This is a genomic window from Hymenobacter montanus, from assembly GCF_014699115.1.
Lineage (GTDB): Bacteria > Bacteroidota > Bacteroidia > Cytophagales > Hymenobacteraceae > Hymenobacter > Hymenobacter montanus.
The window spans coordinates 177,095-203,989 of the sequence record NZ_JACXAD010000007.1 but is presented as its reverse complement, the minus strand read 5'-3'; the positions used below and the strand labels follow the sequence as shown (position 1 = coordinate 203,989).

Here is a 26,895-nt window from a genome sequence, read left to right as displayed (position 1 = left end):
ACAACCAGCAACATGAACGACAAGCAACACACCATTCAGGCGCCCGTTACCGTACGCGGCGTCGGCTTGCACACGGGCGTGGAAGCGACCATGACGTTTTGCCCCGCCCCGGTAGGGCACGGCTACAAGTTCCAGCGGGTGGATCTGCCCGGCCAGCCCATCGTGGATGCCGACGTGGACAACGTAGTGGACCTGAGCCGGGGCACCACCATCGAGCAAAACGGCGCCCGCATCAACACCGTGGAGCACACCCTGGCAGCCCTGGTGGGCCTGCAGCTCGACAACGTGCTGATTCAGCTTTCGGGCCCCGAACCGCCCATTATGGACGGCTCCTCGGCCGAGTTCATCAAGGCGCTGAATACGGTGGGCCTGGCCGAGCAGAACGCGTTGCGTAACTACTACGAAATTCCGGAAAGCATTCGCTACGTCGACAATGCCCGCGGCGTGGAAATCGCGGCCCTGCCCCTGTCCGACTACCGCCTGACGGTGATGGTGGACTACAACTCGCCGGTGCTGGGCTCGCAGCATGCCACCCTGACCGACATCGGCCTGTTCAGTGAGGAGATTGCTTCCTCGCGCACCTTCTGCTTTTTGCACGAGCTGGAGATGCTCTACAAAAACAACCTCATCCGCGGCGGCGACCTCAGCAACGCCATCGTGGTGGTCGACCGGGTGGTGACCGACGACGAGCTCAACGACCTGGCCAAGATGCTGGGCAAGCCCCGCGTGTCGGTTAAGAAGGAGGGCATTCTCAACAACGTGGACCTGCGCCATAAAAACGAGCCGGCCCGCCACAAGCTGCTCGACCTCGTGGGCGACCTCGCGCTGGTGGGCCGGCCGCTGAAGGGCCAGATTCTGGCCGCCCGGCCCGGCCACGCCGCCAACGTGGCGTTTGCCAAGCGCATCAAGAAGAAGATGCTCGAAGCCCGGACCAACCCGGTGCCGGTGTACGACCCCAACCGCGAGCCGGTGATGGACGTCAACCGCATCATGCAGGTGCTGCCCCACCGCTACCCCTTCCTGCTGATCGACAAAATCATTCACCTCGACGACCACATGGTGACGGCGGTGAAGAACGTGACCATGAACGAGCCCTTCTTCCAGGGTCATTTTCCGGGTAACCCCATCATGCCCGGCGTGCTGCAGGTCGAAGCCATGGCCCAGACCGGCGGCATCCTGGTGATGAATACCGTACCCGACCCCGAGAACTACTGGCAATATTTCTTGGGTATTGAAAATTGCCGCTTCCGCAAAAAAGTGTTGCCCGGCGACACCATCCTCTTCCACTGCCAGCTGTTGGCCCCTATTAAACGCGGCATCGCCAAAATGCGCGGCCAGGCCTTTGTAAATGGCAAGGTGGTCATGGACGCCGAAATGAGCGCCGCCATTGTTCGCAAAGACGCTTAGTTTTTTAATTAAAAATTGAGACTTAAAATTTAAAGATGTCGCCCGCTTCCCACCGCGAGTCATTCCTAATTTTTAATTCTTAATTCTTAATTTTTAATTCCCCTATTAAGAATGATCTCGCCCCTCGCCCATATTCATCCCCTAGCTCGGCTTGCGTCGGGCGTAACCGTCGAACCGTTTACGACCATTGCGGCCGACGTCGAAGTTGGAGAGAACAGTTGGATAGGGCCAAACGTGACCATTATGAGCGGGGCCCGCATCGGGCGGCACTGCCAAATATTTCCCGGCGCCGTTATTGGGGCCGTCCCCCAGGACCTGAAGTTTGCCGGCGAGCAGACAACGGCCGTCATTGGCGACCACACCGTGCTGCGGGAGTGCGTAACGGTGAACCGCGGCACCGTGGACCGGGGTTGCACCGTGGTGGGCAGCCACTGCCTGCTGCAAGCCTACGTGCACGTCGCCCACGACTGCATCATCGGGAACCACTGCGTGATTTCCAACTCGGTGCAGATTGCCGGCCACGTCACTGTAGGCGACTGGGCTATCCTGGGCGGCACCTCGGCCATCCACCAGTTCGTGACCATTGGGCCCCACGCCTTTTTGGGGGGCGGCTCGCTGGTGCGCAAGGACATTCCGCCCTTCGTGAAAGCCGCGCGCGAGCCGCTCACGTACGCCGGCATAAACTCGGTGGGCCTGCGGCGGCGCGGCTTCTCCGAGGAGCAGATCAACGGCCTGCACAACTTATACCGGCTACTGTTTCTGGGGGGCATGAACACCCAGGATGCCTTGGCGCGCATTGAGGCCGAAATCCCACCATCGACCGAGCGCGACCTGGCCGTGAGTTTCGTGCGGGCCGCCACCCGGGGCATCATCAAAGGCCCCAAGCGCGAGCGGCCCGACCTGGACAGCGAGGCTGAATAGCCCCCGCCCACCATGCAGATTACGGCCACGAGCCTGGGCAAGCGCTTCCAGCGCGACTGGATTTTCCGGGGCCTCACGCACCTTTTCCGTCCCGGTAGCGCCACGGCCGTGCTCGGGCCCAACGGCGCCGGTAAAAGCACGCTGCTGAATACGATTTCGGGGCAGTTGCTGCCCACCGAGGGCAAGTTAGCCTACACCCTGGCCGGCCGGCCGGTGGCGGTGGAAGACCTCCCGCGTCACCTGGCTTATGCCGCGCCCTACCTGGAGCTGCTGGAAGAGTTGACGCTGCGCGAAATGCTGCACTTCCACACCCGGTTCAAGGCGCTGCGGCCGGGAGTGAGCGCGGAGGCCCTGATTGACCTGATGTACCTGGAAAAGTCGCGGCATCAGCTGGTGCGCGAGTTTTCCTCGGGCATGAAGCAACGCCTCAAGCTGGGCCTGGCGCTGTACGCCGACGCGCCGCTGCTACTGCTCGACGAGCCCACTACGAACCTGGATGCCACCGGCGTGGCCTGGTACCAGGAGCACGTGCAGGCGACCCGGGCCGGCCGCACGCTGCTGCTCAGCTCGAACGTGCCGGCCGAGTACGCCTGCTGCGATGAGCTCCTGCTGGTGACGGATTATCAAAATATTCGGGCACGGTAGGGAGCGCTTTGCGGGCCCACAACTTACTAGTATATTGGCCGAAGCATTGCTAGGCGTCAGCCCAGATGCCCAATAGCAAGGCCTGAGCGGGCTTTTTGGACCGCAATTTTTACCTTATTCATTAACCGTAGATGCCCCCGCCCCGTATCTTCGCGGCCACCACAGTATCAATTTTCCACCTCAATTTATTTCCGCCCCGGCCATGATAGATAACGACGACCTGGACGATGACCTGCTTGACGACGACGATGACCTGGACACCTACGCCACCAAAGGGGGCGCCACGGCTCTTGGTGCTTCGGAAGACCGGCTCTCGGCCAAATATGCTGACTACCTGATGTGGACCGACACCGGTTCCTCGCACGACGAAGCCCTGGACCTGGCCAACATGACCGAAGAAGAGTTTGTGGAGGCCGAACGAGCCGAGAACGCCGACCGCGGCGCCTTCACCAGCCTCGACGACGAGGATGACGACTTCGCCGACGACGAGGACGACGACCTCGACGAGGGCTACAGCAGCGGGCGCGGCGGCCGCAGCCGTGGCTTCGACAGCGACGACTACTAGTTTTTGGTGCTTGGTTGTTGGTGCTTGGTGCCGGGTTGCTCTAGGTTAGAGCATAGCCTTGACCAGACCAGTTCAAAATCGGCAAGCCCGCTTTATACTCTCACTACTACGTTCAAATGCAAAAGGCCCCGCCTGAATCTTCAGGCGGGGCCTTTTGCTTCTTTAAAAAACCAAGCACCAAGCACCAGGCACCAAGCACCAGGCACCAAGCACCAGGCACCAGGCACCAAAAACCAAGAACCTATTTCCGGCCGAATACCTGCTTGAGGATATCGGAAGTGCGGGCGGCCGGGTTCTTGCGGATTTTGCTTTCCTCTTTGGCGAGCAGAATGAAGAGACCGTCGACTGCTTTTTGCGTGGTGTAGGCCGCAAGGTCGGTTTGCACCGGGGTCATCAGCGGAATGCGGTTGTACTGGCTGGTCATTTTAGCGTAGGCTTTGCCAGCGCCGACCTGGTCGATGGCAGCCTGAATATCGGGGCTGAACGCCGTGACGAGCTGGGCTTCCGTGGCCCGGCGCAAAAACTGGGTGGCCGCATCAGTCGAGCTGTTGGTAACCAACGATAAGGCGTCAGGGATGCTGATGTTGGCCAGGGCGTTAAGGAAAATGTCCTTGGCTTTGGGCGCCGCCGCCTCGGCCGCCCGGTTGAGCTGGGTTTCGAAGGTGCCAATGATGGTATTCATCCCGGGCAGCTTGCTCAGGGTGGTTTTCATCAGAATGGCATCTTCCGGAAAAGGAATGTGAATGTCGTCGTTGGCATTAAAGCCATCCGGCTCGGAGGCGAACTCCACGGCCCTCAGAATGCCCTTGTTTAAGGCTTCTTTAATGCCAGCGCTGGCCTGGGACTCGGTAAGCGGCGCCGGGGGTGGTGTTACAGCGGGTTTGGTGGCCGGCTTGGCGGGAGCTTTCGCAGCAGTAGCCTTTTTAGCGGCGGCAGCTTTTTTAGCCGCGGCGGCTTTTTTGGCGGCGGTAGTTTGAGCGTGGGCGGCCGGAGCAGCCGTGGCCAGGAGGCCGGCGACCAGCAAGGCGCTGGTAATGCGTGTAAACATGGAATAAACTGCCGCAACGGGAAAACCGGATGGCCCCTATGGCTGTCCTTGGACCGTTGCTTATGCAAATTAGAAGACAATTTTGCGGCCAAACCTATTTTCAACTTCCACCCGATGCCCTCACCCACCTCATTTCCGCCCGCCCCTGCCCCATCCCCCGCCCCGCCCGACGTCGAAATCATGACCATTGGCGACGAGTTGCTGTACGGCCAAGTGGTGGATACCAATTCGGCCTTTATGGGCCAGGAACTGGCCAAGATTGGCTTGCGGGTGCGGCAAATATCCTCGGTGTCGGACCGCGCCGACGAAATAGTGGCGGCCCTGGACCAAGCCCGGGCCCGGGCGCAAGTGGTGCTCATCACCGGCGGCCTGGGGCCAACGAAGGATGATTTGACCAAGCACGTGCTGGCCCGCTATTTCGGCACCGAGCTGGTGATGCACGAACCCACGCTGCACCACGTGGAAGAAATTTTCCGGCGCTTCCGCCGGCCCATGCTGGAGGTGAACCGCCAGCAGGCGCTGGTGCCGGCCAACTGCGAGGTGCTACCCAATGCCGTGGGCACGGCCCCGGGCATGTGGTTTCTCGACCAGGGCACGGTGTTCGTGAGCATGCCCGGCGTACCGTTTGAGATGAAGCGCCTGATGACCGACCACGTGCTGCCCCGCCTGCAAGCCCAGTTTCACCTGGTACCCATCGAGCACGTGGTGGTGATGACGGCCGGCCTGGGCGAGTCGTTCCTGGCCCAGAAAATTGCCGACTGGGAAGATGCCCTGCCGGCTAATATCAAGCTGGCTTACCTGCCCAGCTTCGGGGCCGTACGCCTGCGCCTGACCGGCACCGACGACGGCCAACCTGACTTACGCGGCCGCATGCTGGCCCTGCTCCCGGCCCTGCGGGCGCGCATTGGCGCGTACATTTTCGCCGAGGAAGAAACGACGCTTGAAGCCGCCATTGGCCAGTTGCTGCGAGCCCGGAACCTCACCGTGGGCACCGCCGAAAGCTGCACGGGCGGCTTGGTGGCCCACCGCCTCACGGGCGTACCGGGCAGCTCGGAATATTTTCGGGGCAGCATCGTGGCCTACCACAACGACCTCAAGCAGGCCGAGCTCGGCGTGAAGGCCGAAACCCTCACCGAGTTTGGCGCCGTGAGCGAGGCTACCGTGCGCGAAATGGCCGAAGGGGCCCGCCGTCGTCTGGGCGTGGACGTGGCCGTGGCCACCAGCGGCATCGCCGGCCCCACGGGCGCCACCGCCACCAAGAAGGTCGGCACCGTGTGCCTGGCGTACGCCGACGCGAACCAGACCATCAGCCGCGAATACGTGCTGGATCGCGGCCGGGCCCTGAACGTGGAGTACGCGGCCCAGTCGGTGCTGACGCTACTCCGCGAGCAACTGGCGGGGCTGTAAATCCGTCCTGGTATTAGCCGAGAATAAAATAATTATAAATGGAAACATATAGCTACTTGCAGAAAATAATTTGGCAAGAATTTTCATCTCAGTATCTGCCTGATGAGCTTCCCCTGAAATGGGAGCAGGCTTTTATAGATCAAGAATTACCTGATATAGCGAGACGTTCAGCCTTAAGATTGCGACACGGGCTTAAAAACGATCATGTTCGAGAGCTAAGCGAACTCCTTGAAACTTCTAGTCGAGACCCAAACCATTCATTAATTCAAACGATTTGTGATGCTACTCTCATTGACTGGGCAGATGAATCCGAAAACTGGATCGTTCTTCAGAAGGTTTTGAATCTGATTGCACTAAATCTAAAACAATAAAAAAGCTGTATGAGCACCCAAACAGCGCATTAACACATAAATAATTCTCATTTCATACGGACAACTTAACTTATAATCTTCAGAGAGTTCACAAGATCCATCACTGCCAGTGGTACAAACTGATTGTAGGTTACCCTTACCGATACCCAGTTACCCCTCCATTCCCGCTTTAGCGTTTTGTCAAAGTGCATCATGCTGTCCAGAATCGCTTTTGGGTACAACAAGCAGTCAGTTAAATTGAGGGCTTCGACAAGTTTCGGCAACGGAAAGCACCTTGATTGGGTCAGACTATCTCGGATCACACGTTCCCTGATCTTGGATAATAAGACACACAAATAAGGTTTTGGTTCAAATTCATCCGGTTGAACTAATCAGGTAATCGGCAATAATATAGCCAATTTAAAGTCACTCCGCATTAGTTTAGCTGTCAAAACCGTTAAAATGCTACAAATATCAGCTATTAAGCAACTTGATTCGATAAAAGCAAGTTGATGGTCCTCCTTCCAGACAAATAAACACGTCTAAATTCAGGGCTTCAAATCTCATTACTATTCCTTCTCCATAGTTTTCATAGTTCATATCAATTACACTTGCTAGCTCAGCCAAAAAATTAATAATATCGGCATTAGTATTAACAAGTTCTTTGGATAAAAAATTTATCTTATTCGTTGTATTTTTATTTAATATGTTTTTCCAAAAATCCATAAACCATGGTGGGACGTTAATAGGCAAGTCTAAAGCATTGCCCTCAATTATTTCATAAATCGATTCTTTGATATCAATACCCGCCTCCTCACCTTTTAACTTTTGGTAGAGCTCAATAACTATGCTTGCCAGATTCAAATTACCCATTTAAATATATTTTATCTGCAATGAAATTATTTGTTCAAAAAAGCAGAGTAGACGGCGTGCTACCTTCTATTGAGAAGCTTTGCTAATACGGCACGCAATGATGCATCAGGAGTCCACACATCATCCTTTGCTTCCAGGCTTTCTGCTGCCGCAAGCGCGACTTCAACTTCAGGGGACTTCAGCATTTGGCATAGTAGATCGATAACACGCGGTTTATCAGATCCAAATACGGCGTCGGCAAGTCTGACCTGCCAGGCACTCGGTCTATCCCTCCAGGTTCTTTCTAAACGATGCCAATCAGCCTCGTCGAAACCATCCAGGAGTTCAGCAGCATGATCGATGGCATCGTCAGACCACTGGTCTAGACCGTAAGCAACGGCCAGGTATCGATCCAACTCATTAAATGTATTCATGACTGCTCCTCTCTAAGTTAAAAGTTCGTACTTGAACTGCCTCCAGTTGGCTGGAAACTCATTACGCTCCTAGCTTTTGTCGAAAACGACGACAATGTCAGCTTCTGAACCTAGAAGGTCTAGACAATCGGGGCTGCGGGAATTGCAGGATTGAGGACGCTTTTTTGTTGAAGCTATAGAATTTGTCCGCTCCATTGCCTCCATACTCAAAGTAGTTTCAGACCATACTTCTAACACATGGCAATTTACAAATTCACCCTCATCAGCGAAGCCGAAGGAGTCAACCAGACCATTGACGTTGAGGATGATACTTACATTCTTGATGCCGCGGAAGAGGCGGGACTAGATTTTCCGTATTCTTGTCGCGCTGGTGATTGACCTGCGCCGGCAAAATTATATCAGGGACGGTTGACCAATCCGACCAGTCTTACCTGGATGACGACCAAATCAAGAACGGATTTCTCCTCTGCGTCGCCTACGCTGAGTCTGACTGCACCATCGAAACGCACAAAGAAGGAGCGCTGCACTAGCGGTAGAATCCCAGGGTGTGGTGGCCGAAAGTTCGTCAGAAACGATGGGACACCTACTTCACGGCTGCGGGAGTACAGCGCAGTATCGAGCACCGTCCGGAAAGCCTCCAACCGCTCGCCGCACGCCCCACCATCACCCCGCAAACCGTTGCCAACTGGTGCTGGCAAACCAGGCATTGACTTGCTGAGTAGAGAGGGATGTAAACTTAAAAGATGGAGCTATGCACCAGGAGCCAGCGTCTTTCTTCCCACCCCAAGTATCGCGCAGAGGCTAAATTGTGGTGCAATCTTGCTCAATGTTTCGTTCTTCATTGTCAATTTCTGCAGAAAAATGATTAAGTTTTACCCGTAAGCTCAAATCCTTCTTTTCACGCAACAATCATCACGATGCAGCAAATAATTTGGCAATTAATCCAGGTTATCACTATCTAACCATCAGATTTCTAAACCGTGAATCACTAAGGCTCAACAAGCTTTATAATTATCCAATGAATTCAACGATGTTGTCTCCTAATAAGGAGAGAAAACAACGCTTCGATGAAGAACCTGAGGTTTCGCTAATAACTTCTAAATATTTCTTTTCGACGTCGAGAACACGTACAGCCGTGCATTGTGTAATCCGGATGGATGCACCGGTAACTGCTGGATTGCATCGGACAATCACATTGGCCCCCTCTTCGTATATGGAGAGGACTAGGGTAATGGTAATTCTATCCGGTCGAGTAAATTTGAACCAGTAAATTTTCTGCTCTTCATCTGTTAGCGGAAGTAATTCATCAAAGACAACCAGAAGACTGCTTAAATCAAAATTTATATCGCTGGCGTGCATAAGAAAACATAGTGTAAATAAGCTGCTCATCCAGTCGCTAATGCGCTTTTCCTCTTACGGCACAAACTAACCAATCGCGCAGTTGGTCGCCCTCCAGCCTGATAGGCGATTCTTCAGGACCGATGTCAATCCACTTTGCGCTAACACGCTCAAATCCTTTCACACTGGTCAAATCGGCTCTAAAAAGACGAACGCCCTCTAAAGTCGCACCCGTAATATTGGCCCCACGAAGGATAGCTCGCTCCAAATCAGCGCCCACGAAGTATGCGTCTGTTAAGTTAGCATCAGTTAAATCAGCACCACGCATATCAACCTCTATAAAACTAGCTTTGAAAGCTTTAGCATTTCGCAAGCTAGCATCATTTAGAGAGGCGTAGTCAAGAGTTGCTCTGGTCAAATCGGCCTCCGTTAAATCGGCGCCGGAAAATGAAGCAGAGGCAAGGTTTGAACTATATAAATCTACTTGTTTAAGGCTGGCTTTATCGAATCTAACACCGGGCAGACTCGCCTGAGAGAGTATCCTTCCCGAAAAATCCAATCCGGTGCAGTCATCATCTTCTAAAGCTAGCTGACGACCTGACCTTCCAAGCGATTCAAGCCAATCGTGATGGAGCTTCAGTTTTTTAAGCAAACCGGGAGGATGAAGCGCCATTAGGAATCAGTTATTTTGGTCAACTTTGCTTGCGCACCTTGCGTCTTTAGCTATATCAAGTACTACAGAAAAGCCTCACTTATTTTTCGCGGGAATGTGTAGCCAGGCGACGAGGTTGTCAGCCTCACTAATGGGCCAGATACCGTGCCATCCATTTTACGTAGGGCTTGTGAACATCCTCAATCGGAAGGGAAACAATGGCAGCTAATTCAGGGGCACAGAGTTCCAGAATGATTTCATATAACTCATCACTCAAATCGCTGCGAGTAATCATCACCAGCGTTACTCCAGACGCTACACGAGGGGGCATACTCCAAAGATAATGCGCCCCAACAGGCAGTTCATAGATCTGAGAGGCAAGCCGATGTTCAGCAGCTTGTATAGTGATTTGGTCTGCAACATCTGGTGAACAAGTAAAAACAATCAGCTTGACATCCATCGCAAAGCACCCTTAAATTTCTGAAGAATTGTTCGTTCTGGTTTGGCTGACGAGCGTTTCTTCAGCCCACTTGAGGTATTCATAATTACCAGAAGTAATTGGCAAAGCGATAATTGCAGGAGCTTTGGATGGATGAAGGCTGGCAAGTAACTCAAACAGGGGTTCCAGATGTTCTATTGGAGTTTGAATGAATAGTACCGTTTCTTCCTGAACACAGGGAGCCTCTTTGCGTAGTGAAGTGGTTTTTACGCCGGATACCGCATTCACAAGGGCAGCCAGTCGGCTTTCAACAACTGCGTTAGCAATTGTATCTGCTACTTCCTTCGGACAACTGCACATGATTAGCCGCATCCCCCTTCTACATTTAGTTTAAATGAAAAACACCGGTATTACAACTCATGGTTGAAAAACGTTACCAATTTCCAGCGCCTGCCCCAGCTTTGCTTTGTTGGCCTCAAGGTTTAGGCAGCGTATGGTTTAAGATGTACTTAGGGTTTATTGCCAAAAGACACCGTAGAAATAAAATCAGGGCGCACTGCCGGCTTGATCAAATGCTACTGTGCATACGGTTAGGGGTCTTGGCCCGAGTTCACTGCATCGATGACAATGTTAATATACCCTAAGCAGAATTTAGTTCTTCAATAGCCAGAAACCTCCACCTATCCAACCCGACATCTACGCCGCTTCCGGCGCGCCGCTCCTCGCCTTGCGCAGGATGTCGTGGCCCATTTTGTCGCGCTTGGTAGTGAGATACGCCTCATTGTGGGGGTTGGCGTCGATTTCGATGGGCAGGGAGTCCACGATTTCGAGGCCGTAGCCAATGAGGCCGGTGCGCTTCCTGGGGTTGTTGGTGAGCAGGCGCATCTGGGTAACGCCGAGGTCGCGCAGAATCTGCGCGCCCACGCCGTAGTCGCGCTCGTCGCCCTTGAAGCCCAGGTCTTCGTTGGCTTGCACGGTGTCGCGGCCCTGCTCCTGGAGCTTGTAGGCTTTGAGCTTGTTGAGGAGGCCGATGCCGCGGCCTTCCTGGTTCATGTACACGATCACGCCGCGGCCTTCGCGCTCAATCTGGCGCATGGCCTGGTGCAGCTGCGGGCCGCAGTCGCAGCGGCACGAGCCGAAGATGTCGCCGGTTACGCAGGAGCTGTGCACGCGCACCAGCACCGGGCCAGGTTCGCTGATGTCGCCCTTTACCAGGGCCAGGTGCTGCACGCCGTTGCTGCGCTGGGTGTAGGCGTAAAGGTCGAAGTCGCCCCATTCCGTCGGCATCTTCACCGAGATGTCGCGCTGGATGAGGCTCTCCTGGGCCAGCCGATACTTGATGAGGTCCTGTACCGAAATCAGCTTCAGCCCCCACTTTTTGGCCACGATTTCCAAATCGGGCAGGCGGGCCATTTCGCCGTCCTCTTTGAGAATTTCAACCAGCACGCCCGCCGGCTCAAACCCCGCCAGGCGCGCCAGGTCGACGGCCGCCTCGGTGTGGCCCGCGCGGCGCAGCACCCCTTCCTTGCGGGCTTTGAGCGGAAAAATGTGGCCCGGCTTGCCCAGCTCTTCGGGCTTGGTAGCCGGGTCGATGAGCGCCAGAATGGTTTTGCTGCGGTCGGAAGCCGAGATGCCAGTCGTTACGCCGTTCTTCAGCAAGTCGACCGACACCGTAAAGGGCGTGGCGTGCAGGGCCGTGTTGTGGCCCACCATCAAATCCAGCCCCAGCTCTTCACAGCGCTGCTCGGGCAGCGAGGCACACACCAGGCCCCGCCCGTGCATGGCCATGAAATTAATGATTTCGGGGGTGGCGCACTGGGCCGCGCAAATAAAGTCGCCCTCGTTTTCACGGTCTTCGTCGTCGACGACGATAACTACCTTACCGGCGCGGATGTCGGCAATGGCGGAATCAATGGTGTCAAGCATGGAGTGGGGTATTTCGGGCCATAACAATGGGGGCCACCGCAAAGTTAGCCCAGCGGCCCCTCACCCGAACAAGGCTTCCAGGCGGGCCGTGGCACCCGCCCAGGTGTAGTGACGCTTCACAAAAGCGTGGCCTCGGCCCGCCATCACGCTGGCCTGGGCATCGTCATCGAGCAGGCCGACAATGGCCTCCGCGAGGGCCGGGGCCCCGAGGGCGACGCGCAACTCCTGGCCGTCGGTGCCGCCGAGGGCATTATTAGCCAACGGAGTGGTTACGCAGGGCAAGGCCATAGCCAGGGCCTCGAGCAGCTTGTTTTGCAGCCCGGTGCCCACCCGCATGGGGGCCACAAACACCCGGGCCGCCGCGTAGGCCGCCCGAATGTCCGGCACCCAGCCGCTCACTTCCACCTGGGCCGAAGCCAGCGCCTGTACCCGCGGGGCGGGCGTGGTGCCGGCCACCAGCAGCCGCGCGGCGGGGTGGTGGCGGCGCACCAAGGGCAGGATTTCTTCGGCCAAAAAGCACGCCGCATCCACGTTGGGATGATAGCTCATATTGCCGCAGAACAGCAGGTCGTAGGCTTTCGCGGCGCCGGGCTGAGGACGGAAAAACTCGGTGTCGATGCCATTCAGCACCACCTGAATTTCGTTGCGGTTCGGGTGCTCGATGAGCTGCCGGTCCTGGTCACTGATGATGGTGTGATGGCGGAACCAATCGAAAGCGGCCACCTCGTAGCGCAACAGGCGCTGGGCTTCCAGGGCCAGCACGGGCCGCTGCCACAGGGGGGCCTGGGCGCTACGCCGCCGCATGCCAGCCGAAAATACGTCCATGTAGTCCAACGTCATCGGGACCCGGCCGCCATGCGGCCGCAGGTACTGGGCCATGCGGATGAGCTGGCAGTATACATGGTCGGGCCGAAAGTCGCTCAGCAGCCCATTTACCCGCTTCTGGGCCAGGGCGTCGTAGAAATAGCCCACCTGCAGCGGCCAGCCCCGGGCCAGGGCCCGGGTCATGTTGCCGGCAATTCCGGGGCGGCGTAGCCGGTGCACCACCAGCCCGCCCCGACACAGCGGGCGTACGGCCGCCTGAGCCGCCGCCGAAACGTCCTCATCCGTGAGGGCGAACAGACAGATTTCGTGGCGCTCGGCCAAGTAACGTAATTGGTGGTAAGCTCGCAGCTTGTCGCCCTTATCGAGCGGGTACGGAAAGCGCGAAAGGAGTACGAGCAGCTTCATAAGGGCGGCGAATGGGCCGGCGTCCCGACGGGCGCAGGCAAGAGCAGCTGCTCGTACAAGTCCACAAATTGCTGCACCACCCGGCGGTTGTCGTACAGCGTAGCCGCCGTGCGGGCCGCTGCCGCCCCAATCTCGTCCACGGCCACCTCGCCGCGGGCACAGGCGCGCAGGGCCTCGAGCCAAGCATCGGCGCCGTCGCGCACCAGCAGGTTGTGGCCGTCCTGGGCCGCAATGCCTTCGGCGCCCAGCGGGGTGCTGAGAATGGTCTTGCCCAGGGCCATGCCTTCGATGATTTTGACGCGCATGCCCCCGCCGCTCAGCAGTGGCACCAGCATCAGCTCAAACTGCTGCATAAAGGCCGGAGCCGACTCCACGAAGCCATGCATAAACACGTTGTCGGAGCGCGTAGCCAACAGCTGCGCGGGCGGATTGCGCCCGGCAATGTGCAGCTCAACGTCGGGCCATTCGGCGTGGAACCGGGGCCAGACTTCGCGCAGCAGCCACTCCACTCCTTCCTGATTGGGCAGCCAGTCGAGCGAGCCAATCATAAAAAGAGTCCGCGGCCGGGCGGGCCGGATCGGGGCGGGCGGCAAACGGGTGAGCTCGACGCCGGCGGGCACGAACACCACCGGCTCGGGGCAGTGCAGGGCCCGCAGGCGTCGGGCATCTTCCTCGGTAATGGCCGCCACGGCGTCGAACTGGCGCAGGTAGCGCCGCTCAAATTTTTCGAGGCGCGCGGCCATGACGGTCAGAAAAAACCGCTTCAGCGGGTTGGCCTCCCGGGTGGCCAGCATTTGCCAGATGGTGTACTCCACGTTGTGCGCGCGGAGCACCAGCGGCGGCACCCGAAAATCGGCCCGGTGCTGGCGGCCCAGAAACTCGGCATACCAGGCCACGAAGGTTCCTTCCAACTGCACCACGTCGACCTGCTCGGTTCGCAGGATTTCCAGCAGCCGCTCCCCCACGGCCGCGCTGATAAACCGCTCAGCATTGTAGGGCTGGCGGCTGAAAAGCAGGTTTTTCAGGGCCTTGCTGGCGGAAATAGCTGTGTCGACGTCCACCGTCACCAGCCGCAGAGCGGGCCCTAAGTGCGCCAGGGCATCGGCCGGCTGGCGGTGCTTGGGAGTGTTGATGGCCAGCACCGTAACCCGATGGCCAGCCCGAACGAGCCCCGCAGCCACGTCGTACATGGCGATGGCTCCACCGTCGTGGGGCGGAAATGGAACGCGTGGGCAAAGTTGCAATAGGTGCATGAGGCCCGCAAAGGTAGCAAGCCGCCGAAGTAGCTGCAGCAAAGGCTCCCCTCGCTGATGAAGTGGGAAGGGTCAAGCCAGCGGGCAAGGGTGATGGAGCTCGTGGCCCGATGGCTTCCCAGGGGGCATTGTTCGGGTATCGCTCTACCGTTCGACGACTTGAGTTACAACCACCCCAGTTGTTGCCCTGCGCCAGCGCCCCCTTCTCAGGCGAGGAGTCGGTCGTTCTTCCCCCTTACAGCTGCCGGAACTGCACCTCAAACTTCTCGATCTGGTCTTCGCTGCCGAGCAGCAGCAGGACGTCACCGGAGGCAGGCACGTAATCGACCGGCGGGCTCACCAGCAACGCGCCGTTGGCCTGACGCAGGCCGATGATAGTGGCCCCGGTGATGGAGCGCACGTCCAGCTCGCGAATGCTACGGCCCCGCAAATCCTGCCGAAGCTGGTCGAAGGTGATTTCTTCGAGCCGCAACTTATCGACGCTGAGGCCCGAAATCAGGTCCAGAAAGCGGATAACTTCGGGGCGGACCACCAGGTTGGCCATGTGCGAGCCGCCGATTTCATCGGGCATCACCACCGAGTCGGCGCCGGCCGAAAGCAGCTTGCTTTCGGAGGTTTTGTAGGAGGCGCGGGCAATAATTTTCAGGCGCGGGTTCAGGGCCCGGGCCGACAGGGCCACGAATACGTTGTCGGCGTCTTTGGGCAGGGCGGTGATAAGAGCCGAAGCCCGCGTGACGCCGGCCTGTTGCAGGATGAGGTCGTGGGTAGCGTCGCCCACCACCGTAAAAATCTGGCCCCCCGCCACTCCGTCGCCGTCGTAGTCCTCGCCGGTCCGGCCGGCGCTCAGGTCCCTCATCAGCTGCTCGTCTTGCTCCACGACCACCACGCTGGCCCCGTTGAGGCGCAGCTCCTGGAAAGCCTTGCGGCCGTTGCGGCCAAAGCCACACACGATGATGTGGCCGCTGAAACGTTTGATCTCCTGGTCGGTTCGATACATCTTGAAGAGTTTGCGCAACTCGCCGTCAAAGATAAAGGTGGAGAGCACCGACACCAGGTAGGCCACTACCACGAGGTTGTAGAGAATGAAAAAGGCCACGAACAAGCGCCCGGTTTCCGATAGCGGGTGCAGCTCCCCAAAGCCCACCGTCGAAACGGTGATGACCGTCATGTAAAAGGCATCCGTCGCCTTGTAGTGCTCAATGGTCATGAAACCCGCCATCCCGACCACCAGGCTCAACAAGGTCAGGGCGCAGGCTAGAATAAGACGATTGACATTGACGCGCTTCAACATTTCATTTAACAGTTATCACTTGACAATTCAGAAGCCCGCCCGCCGTAGGGTGGTGGGTGGTGCCACGAATAGCCCGCAGGGCTTGGTGGTACCACTAATTCGATACCACGAAACAGCAGAGCTATAAAGCGCTTACACTCACAACAACTAGAGCATATTATGTACTCTCTAAGTCATTTAGGGCACATTCTACGCGGTTTTCAGCTATTATCGAAATGACCCAGCAGACCAACCTGACAAGGGTGCCACCCTGGGCTTGCTTGGGCGTTGGCGTTGTTGTTAGGGCCGTTTTTGGCGGTTAAGCCCATAAGCTCTAGTGGTACCTCGAAGCCCTGCGGGCCATTCGTGGCACCACTCCACGCGTCTAAACTACTAAGCACCCCGGGGGATGACGGTTCCCAGCATACCGGCTAGCTGGTTGTCGAGCTGCTTGAGGCCCTTGATGGTACCGAGGATTTCGAACATCTCCGCGTCGTCGAGGCCGGGCAGGCGCAGGCGGTCCATGGCGCGGTCGAGCTCGCGCTGCACGTGCACTTTGTTGAGGCGCAGCACGGCGTTGTCGCAGGCCAGCTTGGGCAGGTCCACTTCGTTGAAGACGTATATTTCCTTGGTGCGCCAGTTGGGGCTGATTTCGTAGCGCTCGGTGGCCAGGTCGGTGATCAGGCGGCGGATGTCGGCCCGCTCGTTCTGGGCCAATGTTCGCGCCTCGGGGAAGCGGCCGGCCAGCAGCTCCTGGCGGCAGATTTCCCACATCTCGGCGTAGAGCGGCGTTTTCAGGGGCGCTTCGTCGAGCTGGCCGAGCAGGTAGGCCGCCACGCTGACTTCGGTATCGACCTCGCGCGCGGCGTAGAGCACGAGCAAGCGCAGGACTTCGCGCTCGCAGGTTTGCAGCAGGTCGGGCAGGTCGGCCGCCTCATCGGGGGTGCCGGCGCCGGGCTCATAATTGGGGCTCGCGCCCGGCATTCCGGCGGTGGCTTCGGCTCCGCCGTACATGAGCATTTCGGCTTCTTCCTCGTCCGAGAGGGCGCGGGCGGGCGGGCCGGACCGAGCATCCGCATTGGCTGGGAAGCCGGGGGTGGCGCCGCCCGCCCCCCGGCTGTAAGTACCCGGGCTGCCGCTGCCGGAGCCGCTGGGTTTGGCGGCCGGCGCTTTCACCAGCTTGTTGTATTCGGTGATAAGTACCTGCTCGTCGATGCCGAAGGTGGCCGAGGTCTGCTGTAAAAACACCGATCGCTTGATGGCGTCGGGCACCTTGGCGATGCTGTGGAGCACGTCGCGGATGGCCTCGGCCTTCTTCACCGGGTCGCCGCTGGCCTCCCGGGCCACCAGCGTGGTTTTGAAGGTGATGAAGTCCTGGCTCTGGTTCTCGATGTACTCGGTGAAGCGCTGGTCGCCCACTTTGCGAATGTAGGAGTCCGGGTCGTCGCCGTTGGGGAAGAGCACGACGCGCACGTTCAGCCCGCCTTCGAGCAGCAGGTCGGTACCGCGCAATGAGGCTTTGATGCCCGCCGCATCGCCGTCGTAAAGCACGGTCACGTTGTCGGAATACCGCTTGATAAGCCGGATCTGGCCTTCGGTGAGCGAGGTACCCGACGAGGCCACCACGTTCTTGATGCCGCCCTGATAGAGGCTGAGTACGTCGAGGTAGCCCTCTACCAGGTAGCACATCTCCTCGGTGCGAATGGCTTGGCGCGCCTGAAACAGGCCGTACAGCACGTCCGACTTGTGGTAAATATCCGATTCGGGCGAGTTGAGATACTTCGCCATCTTGTCGTCGCGCTTCAGCGTGCGCGCCCCGAAGCCCACCACCCGGCCGCTGATGTTGTGAATCGGGAACATCACCCGGCCCCGGAACCGGTCGTAGCGCCGGCCGGTGTCGTGGCCCTGGTCGTCGGTTCTGATGACGGTGAGGCCAGTCTTTTCCAGGTACTTCTTGTCGTAGCCGGCTGCTTCGGCGGCTTTCAGCAGGTCGTCCCAGCTATCGAGCGAGTAGCCCAGCTCGAACTGCTGGATGGTGGTCAGGTTCAGCCCCCGCTCCTTAAGGTAGCCGTAGCCGATGCTCATGCCCTCCTCGGAGTTGAGCAGCAGGCGGTGGTAGTGGTTTTTGGCCCAGTCGGAAACGATGAACTGCGAGTCCCGCTCGTTCTGCTCCTGCTGTTGCTGGGGCGTCTTTTCTTCCTCCTCAATGGTGATGGCGTACTTCTTGGCCAGGTACTTGAGAGCCTCCACGTAACTGGTACCCTCCACGTCCATCACAAACTGCACCACGCCCCCGGCCTTGCCGCAACCGAAGCACTTGTACAAGGACTTGGCCGGGTTAACCGAGAACGACGGGGACTTTTCGTTGTGGAAAGGGCACGGCGCCCACAGGTTCTGGCCCTTGCGCTTGAGCTGCACAAAGTCGCCGACGACTTCCACGATGTCGGCGGTCTGGATAATCTGGTCAACTAGTTCTTTGGGAATGCGGGCCATGCCACGAAGTTACAGCGGCAGCTTGCGCACCAGATGCACGCAATTCGTGGATATATTTCGTATATATTATTTCGAATACTCTCGCAGCCCCCTGCTTATGAGCTCATTTACCGACCAAGTAAGCAGGGTCTAACCCTTCCTACCGACCAGTAATGTCGCAGCACGTAAGGGCCCGCTGCCAGTACTAACCACCGACCAAACTGCGTAAGCAGTTTCACCGGGGGCCGGACGACGATTACTATGTAATCATCGCCGCTGTTTGGTTTGTTTCCCATGGTTCTTCAAGATTAGGGAGCGAAACAAATCACCCACTTTCGAAACCCGTGGTTGGCGGGAGAAAATTCGAATCAGGAATTTAGCCATAGGCCCGCACAGTGTCGCAAAGCTACGCCTTCGGCCGGAACGCAGCCATTTCCGGAAACAGGGCAAAAAGCCAGGCTATACCTTTGCCGGGAATAAACTCCGCGCAAGATGCCCGCATACCGCCCCGAAGAAATTGAAAAGAAGTGGCAGGCCCACTGGAAACAGTACCGCACCTTCCAGGCCCATAACCACTCCGATAAGCCTAAATACTACGTGCTCGACATGTTCCCCTACCCCTCCGGGGCGGGCCTGCACGTGGGCCACCCCCTGGGCTACATTGCCTCCGATATCGTGACGCGCTACAAGCGCCTGCAGGGCTTTAACGTGCTGCATCCCATGGGTTTCGACTCCTTCGGCCTGCCCGCCGAGCAGTACGCCATCCAAACCGGTCAGCACCCGGCCCTAACCACCGAAAAGAACATCGAAACCTACGTCCAGCAGCTCAGCAGCCTGGGCTTCAGCTACGATTGGGACCGCGAAATCCGTACTTCCGACGCCAGCTACTACCAGTGGACGCAGTGGATTTTCCTCAAGCTGTTCAACTCCTGGTACAACCTCGACACTAACCGGGCCGAGCCGCTGACGGAGCTCACCGCCCGCTTCGCCGCCAGCGGCAGCGAGGGCATCCGCGCCGCCGGCGACGCCGACGAGCGCCAGGTGTTTACCGCCGGCCAGTGGCAGCTCTTTACCGAACACCAGAAGCTGGCCGCCGTGCACCCCTACCGCTTGGCCTACCAGCAGGATACCTACGTGAACTGGTGCGCCGGCCTGGGCACCGTGCTCAGCAACGACGAGGTAAAAGACGGCCTGAGCGAGCGCGGCGGCTACCCCGTCGAGCGCCGCCTCATGCCCCAGTGGAACCTGCGCATCACCGCCTACGCCGACCGCCTCCTCCAGGGCCTCGACACCCTCGACTGGCCCGACGCGGTGAAAGAGATGCAGCGCAACTGGATTGGCAAGAGCATCGGAGCCGAGGTGGAGTTTTTAATTAAAAATGAAGAATTAAAAATTAAAAATGGCGCGACTGAATCCTCCGACTCCGAAGCACCAACAACCAACAACCAACAACCAACAACTAAGCACCAAGCACCAAGCACCAAGCACCAGCAATCAAGCATCAAGGTTTATACTACCCGCGTTGATACGATTTACGGGGCCACGTTTCTGGTGCTGGCGCCCGAGCACGAGCTAGTCGACACCCTAACCACGCCCGAGCAGCGCGCCGCCGTTGATGAGTACATCGCCGCTACCAAGCGCCGCTCCGAGCGCGACCGCATGGCCGATACCAAAACCGTGTCGGGCGTGTTCACCGGCGCTTACGCCCTGAACCCGGTGAACAACGAGCCCGTGCCCATCTGGCTGGCCGACTACGTGCTGGCCGGCTACGGCACCGGCGCCGTGATGGCCGTGCCCAGCGGCGACCAGCGCGACTGGGTGTTTGCCACCCACTTCGGCCTGCCCATCATTGCCGTCACCGACGCTCAAAAAGACCTCGACCAGCAAGCCGACCCCACCAAGGAAGGGCGCTACATCAACTCTGAACTCATCAACGGCCTCACCTACCAGGAGGCCACCGCCAAGCTTATAGGTTTTCTCGAAGAAAAAGGGCTGGGCCGCGGCAAAGTCAATTTCCGCCTGCGCGACGCCATTTTCGGCCGCCAGCGCTACTGGGGCGAGCCCATTCCGATTTACTATAAGGACGGTACCGCCTACGGCATCGCCGAAAGCGACCTGCCCCTGGTGCTGCCTGAAATCGACGAGTACAAGCCCACCGAAACCGGCGAGCCGCCCCTGGGCCGCGCCCAAAACTGGCTCTACCGCGGCCAATACCCCTACGAGCTGAGCACCATGCCCGGCTGGGCGGGCTCCTCCTGGTACTACCTCCGCTATATGGACCCCACCAACGAAGCCCGCTTCGTGGGCGAGGAAGCCGAAAAGTACTGGGGCACCGTGGACCTCTACATGGGCGGCGCCGAGCACGCCACGGGCCACTTATTGTATGCCCGTTTCTGGTATTTGTTTTTGAAGGATTTGGGGCTGGTCAGTGGAAACGAGCCGTTCCAGAAACTGATTAACCAGGGGATGATTTTGGGTCGGTCGAATTTCGTTTATCGGTTATGGCACCAATGGCGTACAAATAAGCCAGATGAGGAATTTCATTTGCCCGCAATTTATGTATCAAAATCGTTTCATGATTATTTATCCGAAGACCTGAGAGGAAGGACTGATGAACCCAAATTTCAGGAGTACATAAAGCAAGTAAATGGAATTATTAGTCGCGCAAGAGATAAGTATCCTGAACTTGATTTGAATCTCTTAGTTCACGATTTGGGCAAGGATTTTTATGCAGCATTTTCTGCCTTACCCGTAGATGTAAGTTTTACAGATAATGATGTATTAGATCTTTCAAAATTTAAAAATTGGCGGCCTGAAAATTCTAACGCAGAATTCATTTTAGAGGAGAACGGTACTTACGTTTGCGGCTGGGAAGTTGAGAAAATGTCGAAGTCTAAATTCAACGTCGTTAACCCCGACGTTTTAATTGGCAAATACGGCGCCGACGCCCTGCGGCTCTACGAAATGTTCCTGGGTCCGCTGGAACAGTACAAGCCCTGGAATACCAACGGCATCAGCGGCGTGGGCGGCTTCCTCAAGAAGTTCTGGCGGCTTTTCCACCCCGAAGACGGCCCCCTGGCAGTAACCGACGAGCCGGCCAACCCCGCCGAGTTGAAGGCGTTGCACAAGGCCATCAAAAAGGTGCAGGAAGACATCGACAAGTTCAGCTTCAACACCTCCGTCAGCGTGTTCATGATTACCGTGAACGAGCTCACGGCCCTCCATTGCCACAAGCGCGCTATCCTGGAGCCGCTCACCATCCTGCTCTCCCCCTATGCGCCCCACTTAGCCGAGGAGCTGTGGCAGGAGCTGGGCCACGAGGCCGGCAGCATCAGCACGGCGCGCTACCCCGAGTTCCGTGAGGAATATTTGGTAGAGGATACGGTGGTGTACCCCATTGCGATAAATGGCAAAGTGCGCGAGCAGCTGCAGTTCGCCGCCACTGCCACCGCCGCCGAAATTGAAGCCGCGGTGCTGAGTTCAGATTTCCTCTCGCGGTTTGGTGAAGGCAAATCGGCCAAAAAGGTAATCGTGGTGCCGGGCCGGATGGTGAACGTAGTGGTGTAGCCGTTGTAGATAGTTAATGCGAAAAAGTCGGCTGCATCCGCAGCCGGCTTTTTCAGTTTTTACGTCCTTGAAAACGGCGGCGTCTGGCGCGACCTATCGGTTAATTTTCCACCTGATCAGTGTCGTCAGCATCCTTTAGCGCGAGCGGGGCGGGCCAGTCGGGAAAACTCATCCCCACCCCCGGTTCGTTGGAGGCGCGAAGCCATAGGAGAGGGGAGCCAGACGTCGGGTACACGGACTAGGAAACAGCTCTAACGCGGCCGCGGGGTGGGCACGGCCACCTGTTGCCCGGTGGGAAGGGCCGGGCGCCGCCGGGGGGCGGGAGCGACCGCCGGGGCAGCAGTAGCTCGTTGGGCTGCGGCTGCGGGCGGGCTGCCGAGGGTGAGCGGCTTAAGCGAGCCCCCTAGCAGGCCAGCCTGCGAGCCGAAGGTTTGGCGGCACTGGTAGAGGTGGCGCAGCGTGTCGTCCTTGGCTCCGTTAGCTAGGGGCCTGTTGCGCACGTACAGACCGTAGTACAGTGTGTCCGGCTCGGCGGGGGTGGCTTCCTGGAAGAAGTAAAAGCCCTTGGCGTCGCTTACCTGCAGGATAGTAGGCAGCGGCACGCGCCCGCCCCGGAAGGTGGTTACCGTGCCCCGCAGCTGAGGCCGGGCCAGGCTGTCGAGCCCACCAACGTCTAGCACGGGTTGCCAGAGTAGGCGAAACGCCTTGCCCGCGGCCTGGGCCGTGCCGTCGGCTCGCTGCAGCGCCAGGCTCGGTATCGTGTGCAGATTATCAAGCAGCACCGAACCTGTTGTGTAGCTTGGTATCGCGACCCCGCCAGGACCATACCTGGGAGGAACCGTACCAGTAGCTTCAAAGAACAAAGTCGTCATATCGGCCGTGGGCGTGAAGGTCACCGTATCCGTTTGCCAGCGGGTACGGGCCATCGGGATGAGCTTGCTCCACAATAAGGTACTGGCAATTGGGTCGCGGTAGTCAACGCAGATTACCCCTTGCGGGCTGGCTCCCCAAACCTGTAGGGTGATAGGCATTTGAGTAAATGGAATACCTGGATAAAAAGAATTTTTATAAAAGTCGAGGCCATAGGCTACATCAACTACGAACGTATAGGTGACGCCCGCTTTGAGCGTATCGCGTAAGCGCTGGGTGGCAATAGGAGCACTTCCGTCGGTACTGGTCAAGCCAATAAAATTGTTTCCGTCCGTCGGCGCGAGGGTACTGTAATAATATTCCCAGAATACAGCCGGCATTAAATCAAACTGTCTCCCGCATCCAGGACGCTCCCAACCAATGACATTGCCATCTTCTTCGTCTATGAAAGTAGCTTCGAAAGAGGGGTTCGTAAAGAGCGCGTCTTGTCGGAAGGCGGGGGTGGTCGTGGTGGCCGACGCGTTGCGCCTAGCAGCTTGGGAAGGAGGACTTGCGTGGGCAGCCCTCAAGTGGGCTGGTTGGCGAGGTGCCGTTTGGGCCCCGCTAAGCTGCGACGTCAGCAGTAGTAGCGAGGTCAGCCATAGGCGCCAGGCGCGGGCGAAGGGTACGCGTCTTGTTTTCATGCGTGGTAGAAAAGGATGGAAGAATGAGGGAAAGTTAAGACCGTCACCAGCCGCCGCATAGGGCAACCTTTGCGCTCAGCGGGCACAGTGGTGAAGAAGAATAGAAAGAGCGACCTTGATGCGTTCAGCACCGAACGTTGCTGGCCGAGGCGTCCCGCTTAACAACAGCTATTGACTATGCAATAATAATGATCAACAAATATAGATAGAGCCAATAAATCACCTCGCTCAGATTTGATTTTAAAGACAATAGGGATCGATTATCGTACGGGTACTTGAAAGCTGTTTAAGCTAACTTTTCGTCGCAGATCATAATCCTGCGAATAGATTTGCCACCTTTTTGCGTAGTCGACGGCAGCCTACCCGGGCTAGAATGGCACTACCAGTTGGCTCGGCGCAGCTTATCGGGCTGTAGCACCCGAATAAACTTGTTCGTCACCTCCAGCAGCCCGTCCTGGCGGAATTCGCTCAGCGTCCGACTCAGCGATTCCGGGGCCGTACCGATGAGGGCCGCCAAGTCGTCGCGGGAAAGCTGAATGAGCGGGTCCGCGGGGTTGAGGGCGCGTTGCTGCTCGTGCAGCCGCAGCAGGGCATCGGCTACGCGCTTGCGCAGGGAGTTGTAAGCCATATCGAGCAGCAGCTCTTCCTGCTCGCGTACCTGCCCGGCCAACAGGCGCACAAACTGCTGGCTCACCTCGGGGTTGCGCAGCAGCAGTTGGGTAAAGTCGGCGGCCGGGATGTAGAGCAGCACGCTATCTTCCACGGCCACGGCGGTATCGTGGTGAGGGGTGCCTTCCAGCAGGGCCTTGTAGCCGAAGAACTCCCCGGCCTGGTGCAGGCCCGTAATAAGCTCCTTGCCGCCGGTGGTGTTCTTGGTGGTTTTGATGCGGCCCGCCTGCACGAAGTACAGCCGGATGGCTTCGTCGCCCTCGGCATATACAATCTGCTTGCGCGGCACGGCATGGGGCTTGCGGTCGGCGGAGAGCGTCGTGAGGTTGCCCACTTGCTGGGCGTCGTGCAAGAACTCACTCAGCCCTCCGGCCCGCAGGTCGTACTCGAGCTTGAGGTGCTGGAAGCGGGCCAGGCGGCCGGCAATGGCGCTGAGCAGCTCCGAGCTGTCAAACGGCTTGGTGAGGTAGTCGTCGGCGCCCAGCGCCATGCCGCGGCGCAGGTCGGTGCGCTCGGTTTTGGCGGTGAGGAAGATGAAGGGCACGCCCGCCAGCTGGGGGTTTTGGTTGAAGATGTGCAGCACCCCGTAGCCGTCGAGCACGGGCATCATGATGTCGCACACTACCAGGTCGGGCTTGGTGGCGAGCGCTTTTTCGATGCCGACCTTGCCGTCCTCCGCGGTAACGACCGCGTAGCCGGCCAGCTCCAGAATTTCGGCCGTGTTTTCGCGGATGAAGTCGTTGTCCTCAATCAGCAGAATGGTTTTCATACGGAATGGCAATGGTGACGGTGGTGCCCTCGCCGAGCGTGCTGTGCAGGGCGATGGTGCCGTTCATCAGTTCTAAGTACTTGGCAATGATGTAGAGGCCCAGGCCGGTGCCGGGCACGTTGGTGACGTTGCGGGCCCGGAAAAATCGCTCGAACAGCCGGGCCTGGTCTTCCTCGGAAATGCCCACGCCCTGGTCCTGCACCGTGAGCGTGAACTGGCCACTGGCGCACCCTGCCCGCAGGCGCACCACCGAGTTTTCGCCCGAATACTTCAGGGCATTGGAGAGCAGGTTGACGAGGATTTTGCGCAGCAGCGAGGGGTCCAGCCAGGGGTCTTCGGGGCAGCACACATCCTGCTCGATTTCCTGGCCGGGCTTGCGCAGGCCCTGCACGTCGGCCACGGTGTCGTGCAGCAGGGCCGCCAGGTCGAGCCGGGCCGGACGGGCCTCCACCTTACCTTCCTCGATGCGCCCCACCGAAAGAAACTCCTCCAGGATGTCGTTGAGATGGTTCACCGACTGCCGGATCCGCTCCAGGTGGCGCAGGCGCTTGTCCTGCTGCTCGGTGGCGGGGTACTTCTCAATCAGCGAGGCCGAGGTGAGGACGGCCGTGAGGGGGGTGCGAAACTCGTGCGAAGCCATGCTCACGAAGCGCGACTTCAACTCACCCAGTTCCTGCTCGGCGGCCAGAGCTTTGGCCAGCTCGTCCTTGCGCTGCTCCAGCTGCTCGAGGGTGCTGAGCAGGGCGTGAGTGCGGTCAGCCACCTTTTGCTCCAGCTCGGCGTTGAGCCGCTCCACCCGCTGCCGCTCGGAGATCAGGGCCCGCTGGGCATTCTTTTTATAGGTGATGTCGAGGATGTAGGACACCACGAACAGCTCCTCATCGAGGTAGAAATAGCTCAGGCTGACTTCGACCGGAAACACCGAGCCGTCCTGGCGCAGGGCCTCTAGGTCGCCGCTGTGCGCGCCCATGGCCCGCACCGAGGGGCGGGCGTTGAAGGACTCGCGCAGCTGCTCGTGGCGCCGGCCGGCGGCGTCGGGCACCAGGGCCTCTATTTTCAGCTTGGTCAGCTCGCCTTCGGCGTAGCCGAACTGCTGGTGAGCCAGGCGGTTGGCCGAAATAATGGCCCCACTACGGTTGCACACCAGAATGCCGATGGTAGCGTTGGCAAACACGGCCTCGAAGCGGCGCACGCTCTGGGCCAGCTCCTGCTCCACCTGCCGCAGGCGGTTCTGCTCGGTAATGCGAACCAGGAAGAAGGGCGCCTGCTCCTCTTCAAAGTAAGTCAGCTCGATGCGGGCCGGAAAGCGGCTGCCGCCGGGCCGCTCAATGTCGGCTTCCGCTCCCTGATGGCCGTCGCGGCGAACCTGCTCGCACAGAGCCGCCCAGTCAGCGGCCGAAAACGCGGGCGTGCGCAGCTCCCGGTGGGGGTCGGCCAGCAGCGCTTGCTCGCTCGAGTAGCCCAACAGCCGTACCCCAGCCGGATTCACCTGCGTAAACCAGCGCCGCGTGGCATCGTACACGCCCACAAAGTCGGGGGCCTGGTTGAGGAGAATGTCGGTGAGGGCAAGCGCAAACGGGGATTTGGGCATATCGAAGGCTTTGGGGCAGCCGCACGGCGCCAGCAACGCTTCAGGAAGCGGCGGCAGTCGGCCAAAGTTCCGCAAAATAAGCGGGTCCCGCGCATGACGAATATCAAGCCAGTGCTTGAGAAGCCTCATGGAAGGCCCTGGGGTGGAAAAGTAATTTTACCCTGTCAATCTAACTTCTCCGCTGATGTCTCTTACTCCGCCCCCATCCGCGTTGCCCGCCGCGGCGGTACTGCTGGTGCTCCTGCCGCGGGTGCCCGCGGACCAAGCAGCGCTCCGCCAGCCGGCCCAGGCGGCACTCCGCGCCCTGCAGGGACGGCTGGGCTCGGCCGTCCGGGTGCTTAAAATTGATGAGGCTACCCACCCGGCCGTGGTGCAGAGCTTCGACTCGCCTGAGCTACCCGCCTGCGTGCTGGTGCGGCAGGGCGTGGAGCTGTGGCGGCAACAGGGCCTGCCCGACGAAGCCGACGTGAACACCCTGCTGGAAGCTGCCCAACGGGCCTAGCACCGAAGCGCAGGAGTAGTGTGGACTCTGCGAGT

General features: G+C 58.5%; 25 protein-coding genes. 10 read left to right on the top strand and 15 right to left on the bottom strand.

Annotated elements, in window-relative coordinates; genetic code table 11:
* The first annotated feature begins 12 nt into the window (after window positions 1–12).
* The 4 genes from IC235_RS08580 (at window position 13) to IC235_RS08565 (ending at window position 3,538) form a co-directional block, all read left to right on the top strand.
* Entirely contained in the window at window positions 13–1,407 is a 1,395-nt protein-coding gene (locus tag IC235_RS08580) for a bifunctional UDP-3-O-[3-hydroxymyristoyl] N-acetylglucosamine deacetylase/3-hydroxyacyl-ACP dehydratase (protein ID WP_191004761.1), read from the top strand.
* Between the two features lie 111 nt (window positions 1,408–1,518).
* Window positions 1,519–2,328 carry an acyl-ACP--UDP-N-acetylglucosamine O-acyltransferase gene (lpxA, locus tag IC235_RS08575; protein WP_191004760.1) on the top strand — a complete coding sequence of 270 codons (810 nt, stop codon included), beginning with the start codon at window positions 1,519–1,521 and terminating at the stop codon, window positions 2,326–2,328.
* A 12-nt stretch (window positions 2,329–2,340) separates the two neighbouring features.
* Window positions 2,341–2,973, top strand: coding sequence for an ABC transporter ATP-binding protein (locus IC235_RS08570; protein ID WP_191004759.1), 633 nt, complete (start codon window positions 2,341–2,343; stop codon window positions 2,971–2,973).
* A gap of 202 nt (window positions 2,974–3,175) precedes the next feature.
* Complete coding sequence (locus IC235_RS08565; protein ID WP_191004758.1) at window positions 3,176–3,538, top strand: hypothetical protein; 363 nt, start codon at window positions 3,176–3,178, stop codon at window positions 3,536–3,538.
* A 241-nt stretch (window positions 3,539–3,779) separates the two neighbouring features.
* Here the strand turns inward: IC235_RS08565 and IC235_RS08560 are convergent, their stop codons facing one another.
* Complete coding sequence (locus tag IC235_RS08560) at window positions 3,780–4,586, bottom strand: DUF4197 domain-containing protein (RefSeq protein WP_191004757.1); 807 nt, start codon at window positions 4,584–4,586, stop codon at window positions 3,780–3,782.
* A 114-nt stretch (window positions 4,587–4,700) separates the two neighbouring features.
* On the opposite strand from IC235_RS08560, the gene IC235_RS08555 reads away from it, so the two are divergent.
* Together IC235_RS08555 and IC235_RS08550 are read left to right on the top strand one after the other, a co-directional pair.
* A complete protein-coding gene (locus tag IC235_RS08555) occupies window positions 4,701–5,993 on the top strand; it encodes a competence/damage-inducible protein A (protein ID WP_191004756.1) in 1,293 nt (430 codons plus the stop codon).
* Window positions 5,994–6,031: 38 nt separating this feature from the next.
* Window positions 6,032–6,364 carry a hypothetical protein gene (locus IC235_RS08550; protein WP_191004755.1) on the top strand — a complete coding sequence of 111 codons (333 nt, stop codon included), beginning with the start codon at window positions 6,032–6,034 and terminating at the stop codon, window positions 6,362–6,364.
* 453 nt (window positions 6,365–6,817) lie between these two features.
* Here IC235_RS08550 and IC235_RS08545 read toward each other — a convergent pair whose 3' ends face one another.
* On the bottom strand, window positions 6,818–7,216 hold the full coding sequence (locus tag IC235_RS08545; protein ID WP_191004754.1) for a hypothetical protein: 399 nt from the start codon (window positions 7,214–7,216) through the stop codon (window positions 6,818–6,820).
* A gap of 59 nt (window positions 7,217–7,275) precedes the next feature.
* The gene (locus IC235_RS08540; RefSeq protein ID WP_191004753.1) at window positions 7,276–7,629 is read right to left on the bottom strand and encodes a hypothetical protein; all 354 of its coding nucleotides are present in this window, start codon (window positions 7,627–7,629) and stop codon (window positions 7,276–7,278) included.
* Window positions 7,630–7,866: 237 nt separating this feature from the next.
* Here IC235_RS08540 and IC235_RS22940 point away from each other — a divergent pair, with 237 nt between their 5' ends.
* Window positions 7,867–8,007, top strand: a complete 141-nt coding sequence (locus IC235_RS22940; protein ID WP_317173547.1) for a 2Fe-2S iron-sulfur cluster-binding protein — start codon at window positions 7,867–7,869, stop codon at window positions 8,005–8,007.
* Window positions 8,004–8,159 (top strand): 2Fe-2S iron-sulfur cluster-binding protein, encoded by a 156-nt coding sequence (locus IC235_RS22935; RefSeq protein ID WP_449405151.1) that lies wholly within the window; start codon window positions 8,004–8,006, stop codon window positions 8,157–8,159. The genes IC235_RS22940 and IC235_RS22935 overlap by 4 nt, the downstream gene beginning before the upstream one ends.
* A 481-nt stretch (window positions 8,160–8,640) precedes the next feature.
* Here the strand turns inward: IC235_RS22935 and IC235_RS08530 are convergent, their stop codons facing one another.
* The 9 genes from IC235_RS08530 to dnaG form a co-directional block, all read right to left on the bottom strand.
* Window positions 8,641–8,988, bottom strand: a complete 348-nt coding sequence (locus tag IC235_RS08530) for a hypothetical protein (protein WP_191004752.1) — start codon at window positions 8,986–8,988, stop codon at window positions 8,641–8,643.
* A 37-nt stretch (window positions 8,989–9,025) separates the two neighbouring features.
* Window positions 9,026–9,640: a pentapeptide repeat-containing protein gene (locus IC235_RS08525; RefSeq protein ID WP_191004751.1), complete on the bottom strand. Its 615-nt coding sequence runs from the start codon at window positions 9,638–9,640 to the stop codon at window positions 9,026–9,028.
* Window positions 9,641–9,767: 127 nt separating this feature from the next.
* Window positions 9,768–10,079, bottom strand: coding sequence for a divalent cation tolerance protein CutA (gene cutA / locus IC235_RS08520; protein WP_191004750.1), 312 nt, complete (start codon window positions 10,077–10,079; stop codon window positions 9,768–9,770).
* Window positions 10,080–10,091: 12 nt separating this feature from the next.
* Window positions 10,092–10,430: a divalent-cation tolerance protein CutA gene (cutA, locus tag IC235_RS08515; RefSeq protein WP_191004749.1), complete on the bottom strand. Its 339-nt coding sequence runs from the start codon at window positions 10,428–10,430 to the stop codon at window positions 10,092–10,094.
* A gap of 324 nt (window positions 10,431–10,754) precedes the next feature.
* Entirely contained in the window at window positions 10,755–11,984 is a 1,230-nt protein-coding gene (locus IC235_RS08510; protein WP_191004748.1) for a bifunctional 3,4-dihydroxy-2-butanone-4-phosphate synthase/GTP cyclohydrolase II, read from the bottom strand.
* Window positions 11,985–12,044: 60 nt separating this feature from the next.
* On the bottom strand, window positions 12,045–13,214 hold the full coding sequence (locus IC235_RS08505; RefSeq protein WP_191004747.1) for a glycosyltransferase: 1,170 nt from the start codon (window positions 13,212–13,214) through the stop codon (window positions 12,045–12,047).
* Window positions 13,211–14,467: a glycosyltransferase family 4 protein gene (locus IC235_RS08500; RefSeq protein WP_191004746.1), complete on the bottom strand. Its 1,257-nt coding sequence runs from the start codon at window positions 14,465–14,467 to the stop codon at window positions 13,211–13,213. The genes IC235_RS08505 and IC235_RS08500 overlap by 4 nt, the downstream gene beginning before the upstream one ends.
* A gap of 235 nt (window positions 14,468–14,702) precedes the next feature.
* A complete protein-coding gene (locus IC235_RS08495) occupies window positions 14,703–15,758 on the bottom strand; it encodes a potassium channel family protein (protein ID WP_191004745.1) in 1,056 nt (351 codons plus the stop codon).
* A gap of 372 nt (window positions 15,759–16,130) precedes the next feature.
* Complete coding sequence (gene dnaG / locus IC235_RS08490; protein ID WP_191004744.1) at window positions 16,131–18,230, bottom strand: DNA primase; 2,100 nt, start codon at window positions 18,228–18,230, stop codon at window positions 16,131–16,133.
* Window positions 18,231–18,701: 471 nt separating this feature from the next.
* Here dnaG and IC235_RS08485 point away from each other — a divergent pair, with 471 nt between their 5' ends.
* Window positions 18,702–21,776 (top strand): leucine--tRNA ligase, encoded by a 3,075-nt coding sequence (locus tag IC235_RS08485; protein WP_191004743.1) that lies wholly within the window; start codon window positions 18,702–18,704, stop codon window positions 21,774–21,776.
* 251 nt (window positions 21,777–22,027) lie between these two features.
* Here IC235_RS08485 and IC235_RS08480 read toward each other — a convergent pair whose 3' ends face one another.
* The 3 genes from IC235_RS08480 to IC235_RS08470 form a co-directional block, all read right to left on the bottom strand.
* On the bottom strand, window positions 22,028–22,957 hold the full coding sequence (locus tag IC235_RS08480) for a hypothetical protein (protein WP_191004742.1): 930 nt from the start codon (window positions 22,955–22,957) through the stop codon (window positions 22,028–22,030).
* A 751-nt stretch (window positions 22,958–23,708) separates the two neighbouring features.
* Window positions 23,709–24,767 carry a response regulator gene (locus tag IC235_RS08475; RefSeq protein WP_191004741.1) on the bottom strand — a complete coding sequence of 353 codons (1,059 nt, stop codon included), beginning with the start codon at window positions 24,765–24,767 and terminating at the stop codon, window positions 23,709–23,711.
* Window positions 24,745–26,358, bottom strand: coding sequence for a sensor histidine kinase (locus tag IC235_RS08470; protein WP_191004740.1), 1,614 nt, complete (start codon window positions 26,356–26,358; stop codon window positions 24,745–24,747). Before IC235_RS08470 ends, IC235_RS08475 begins: the two co-directional genes overlap by 23 nt.
* A gap of 184 nt (window positions 26,359–26,542) precedes the next feature.
* Between IC235_RS08470 and IC235_RS08465 the strand changes: the two genes are divergently transcribed.
* Window positions 26,543–26,860: a thioredoxin gene (locus IC235_RS08465; protein ID WP_191004739.1), complete on the top strand. Its 318-nt coding sequence runs from the start codon at window positions 26,543–26,545 to the stop codon at window positions 26,858–26,860.
* Window positions 26,861–26,895 lie beyond the last annotated feature (35 nt).

What these genes read in the sequence shown, in the direction of transcription:
- IC235_RS08580 (WP_191004761.1), top strand. Translation starts at nt 13, where the DNA reads ATGAACGACAAGCAACACACCATTCAGGCGCCCGTTACCGTACGCGGC.
- lpxA (WP_191004760.1), top strand. Translation starts at nt 1,519, where the DNA reads ATGATCTCGCCCCTCGCCCATATTCATCCCCTAGCTCGGCTTGCGTCG.
- IC235_RS08570 (WP_191004759.1), top strand. Translation starts at nt 2,341, where the DNA reads ATGCAGATTACGGCCACGAGCCTGGGCAAGCGCTTCCAGCGCGACTGG.
- IC235_RS08565 (WP_191004758.1), top strand. Translation starts at nt 3,176, where the DNA reads ATGATAGATAACGACGACCTGGACGATGACCTGCTTGACGACGACGAT.
- IC235_RS08560 (WP_191004757.1), bottom strand. Translation starts at nt 4,586, where the DNA reads ATGTTTACACGCATTACCAGCGCCTTGCTGGTCGCCGGCCTCCTGGCC.
- IC235_RS08555 (WP_191004756.1), top strand. Translation starts at nt 4,701, where the DNA reads ATGCCCTCACCCACCTCATTTCCGCCCGCCCCTGCCCCATCCCCCGCC.
- IC235_RS08550 (WP_191004755.1), top strand. Translation starts at nt 6,032, where the DNA reads ATGGAAACATATAGCTACTTGCAGAAAATAATTTGGCAAGAATTTTCA.
- IC235_RS08545 (WP_191004754.1), bottom strand. Translation starts at nt 7,216, where the DNA reads ATGGGTAATTTGAATCTGGCAAGCATAGTTATTGAGCTCTACCAAAAG.
- IC235_RS08540 (WP_191004753.1), bottom strand. Translation starts at nt 7,629, where the DNA reads ATGAATACATTTAATGAGTTGGATCGATACCTGGCCGTTGCTTACGGT.
- IC235_RS22940 (WP_317173547.1), top strand. Translation starts at nt 7,867, where the DNA reads ATGGCAATTTACAAATTCACCCTCATCAGCGAAGCCGAAGGAGTCAAC.
- IC235_RS08530 (WP_191004752.1), bottom strand. Translation starts at nt 8,988, where the DNA reads ATGCACGCCAGCGATATAAATTTTGATTTAAGCAGTCTTCTGGTTGTC.
- IC235_RS08525 (WP_191004751.1), bottom strand. Translation starts at nt 9,640, where the DNA reads ATGGCGCTTCATCCTCCCGGTTTGCTTAAAAAACTGAAGCTCCATCAC.
- cutA (WP_191004750.1), bottom strand. Translation starts at nt 10,079, where the DNA reads ATGGATGTCAAGCTGATTGTTTTTACTTGTTCACCAGATGTTGCAGAC.
- cutA (WP_191004749.1), bottom strand. Translation starts at nt 10,430, where the DNA reads ATGCGGCTAATCATGTGCAGTTGTCCGAAGGAAGTAGCAGATACAATT.
- IC235_RS08510 (WP_191004748.1), bottom strand. Translation starts at nt 11,984, where the DNA reads ATGCTTGACACCATTGATTCCGCCATTGCCGACATCCGCGCCGGTAAG.
- IC235_RS08505 (WP_191004747.1), bottom strand. Translation starts at nt 13,214, where the DNA reads ATGAAGCTGCTCGTACTCCTTTCGCGCTTTCCGTACCCGCTCGATAAG.
- IC235_RS08500 (WP_191004746.1), bottom strand. Translation starts at nt 14,467, where the DNA reads ATGCACCTATTGCAACTTTGCCCACGCGTTCCATTTCCGCCCCACGAC.
- IC235_RS08495 (WP_191004745.1), bottom strand. Translation starts at nt 15,758, where the DNA reads ATGTTGAAGCGCGTCAATGTCAATCGTCTTATTCTAGCCTGCGCCCTG.
- dnaG (WP_191004744.1), bottom strand. Translation starts at nt 18,230, where the DNA reads ATGGCCCGCATTCCCAAAGAACTAGTTGACCAGATTATCCAGACCGCC.
- IC235_RS08485 (WP_191004743.1), top strand. Translation starts at nt 18,702, where the DNA reads ATGCCCGCATACCGCCCCGAAGAAATTGAAAAGAAGTGGCAGGCCCAC.
- IC235_RS08475 (WP_191004741.1), bottom strand. Translation starts at nt 24,767, where the DNA reads ATGAAAACCATTCTGCTGATTGAGGACAACGACTTCATCCGCGAAAAC.
- IC235_RS08470 (WP_191004740.1), bottom strand. Translation starts at nt 26,358, where the DNA reads ATGCCCAAATCCCCGTTTGCGCTTGCCCTCACCGACATTCTCCTCAAC.
- IC235_RS08465 (WP_191004739.1), top strand. Translation starts at nt 26,543, where the DNA reads ATGTCTCTTACTCCGCCCCCATCCGCGTTGCCCGCCGCGGCGGTACTG.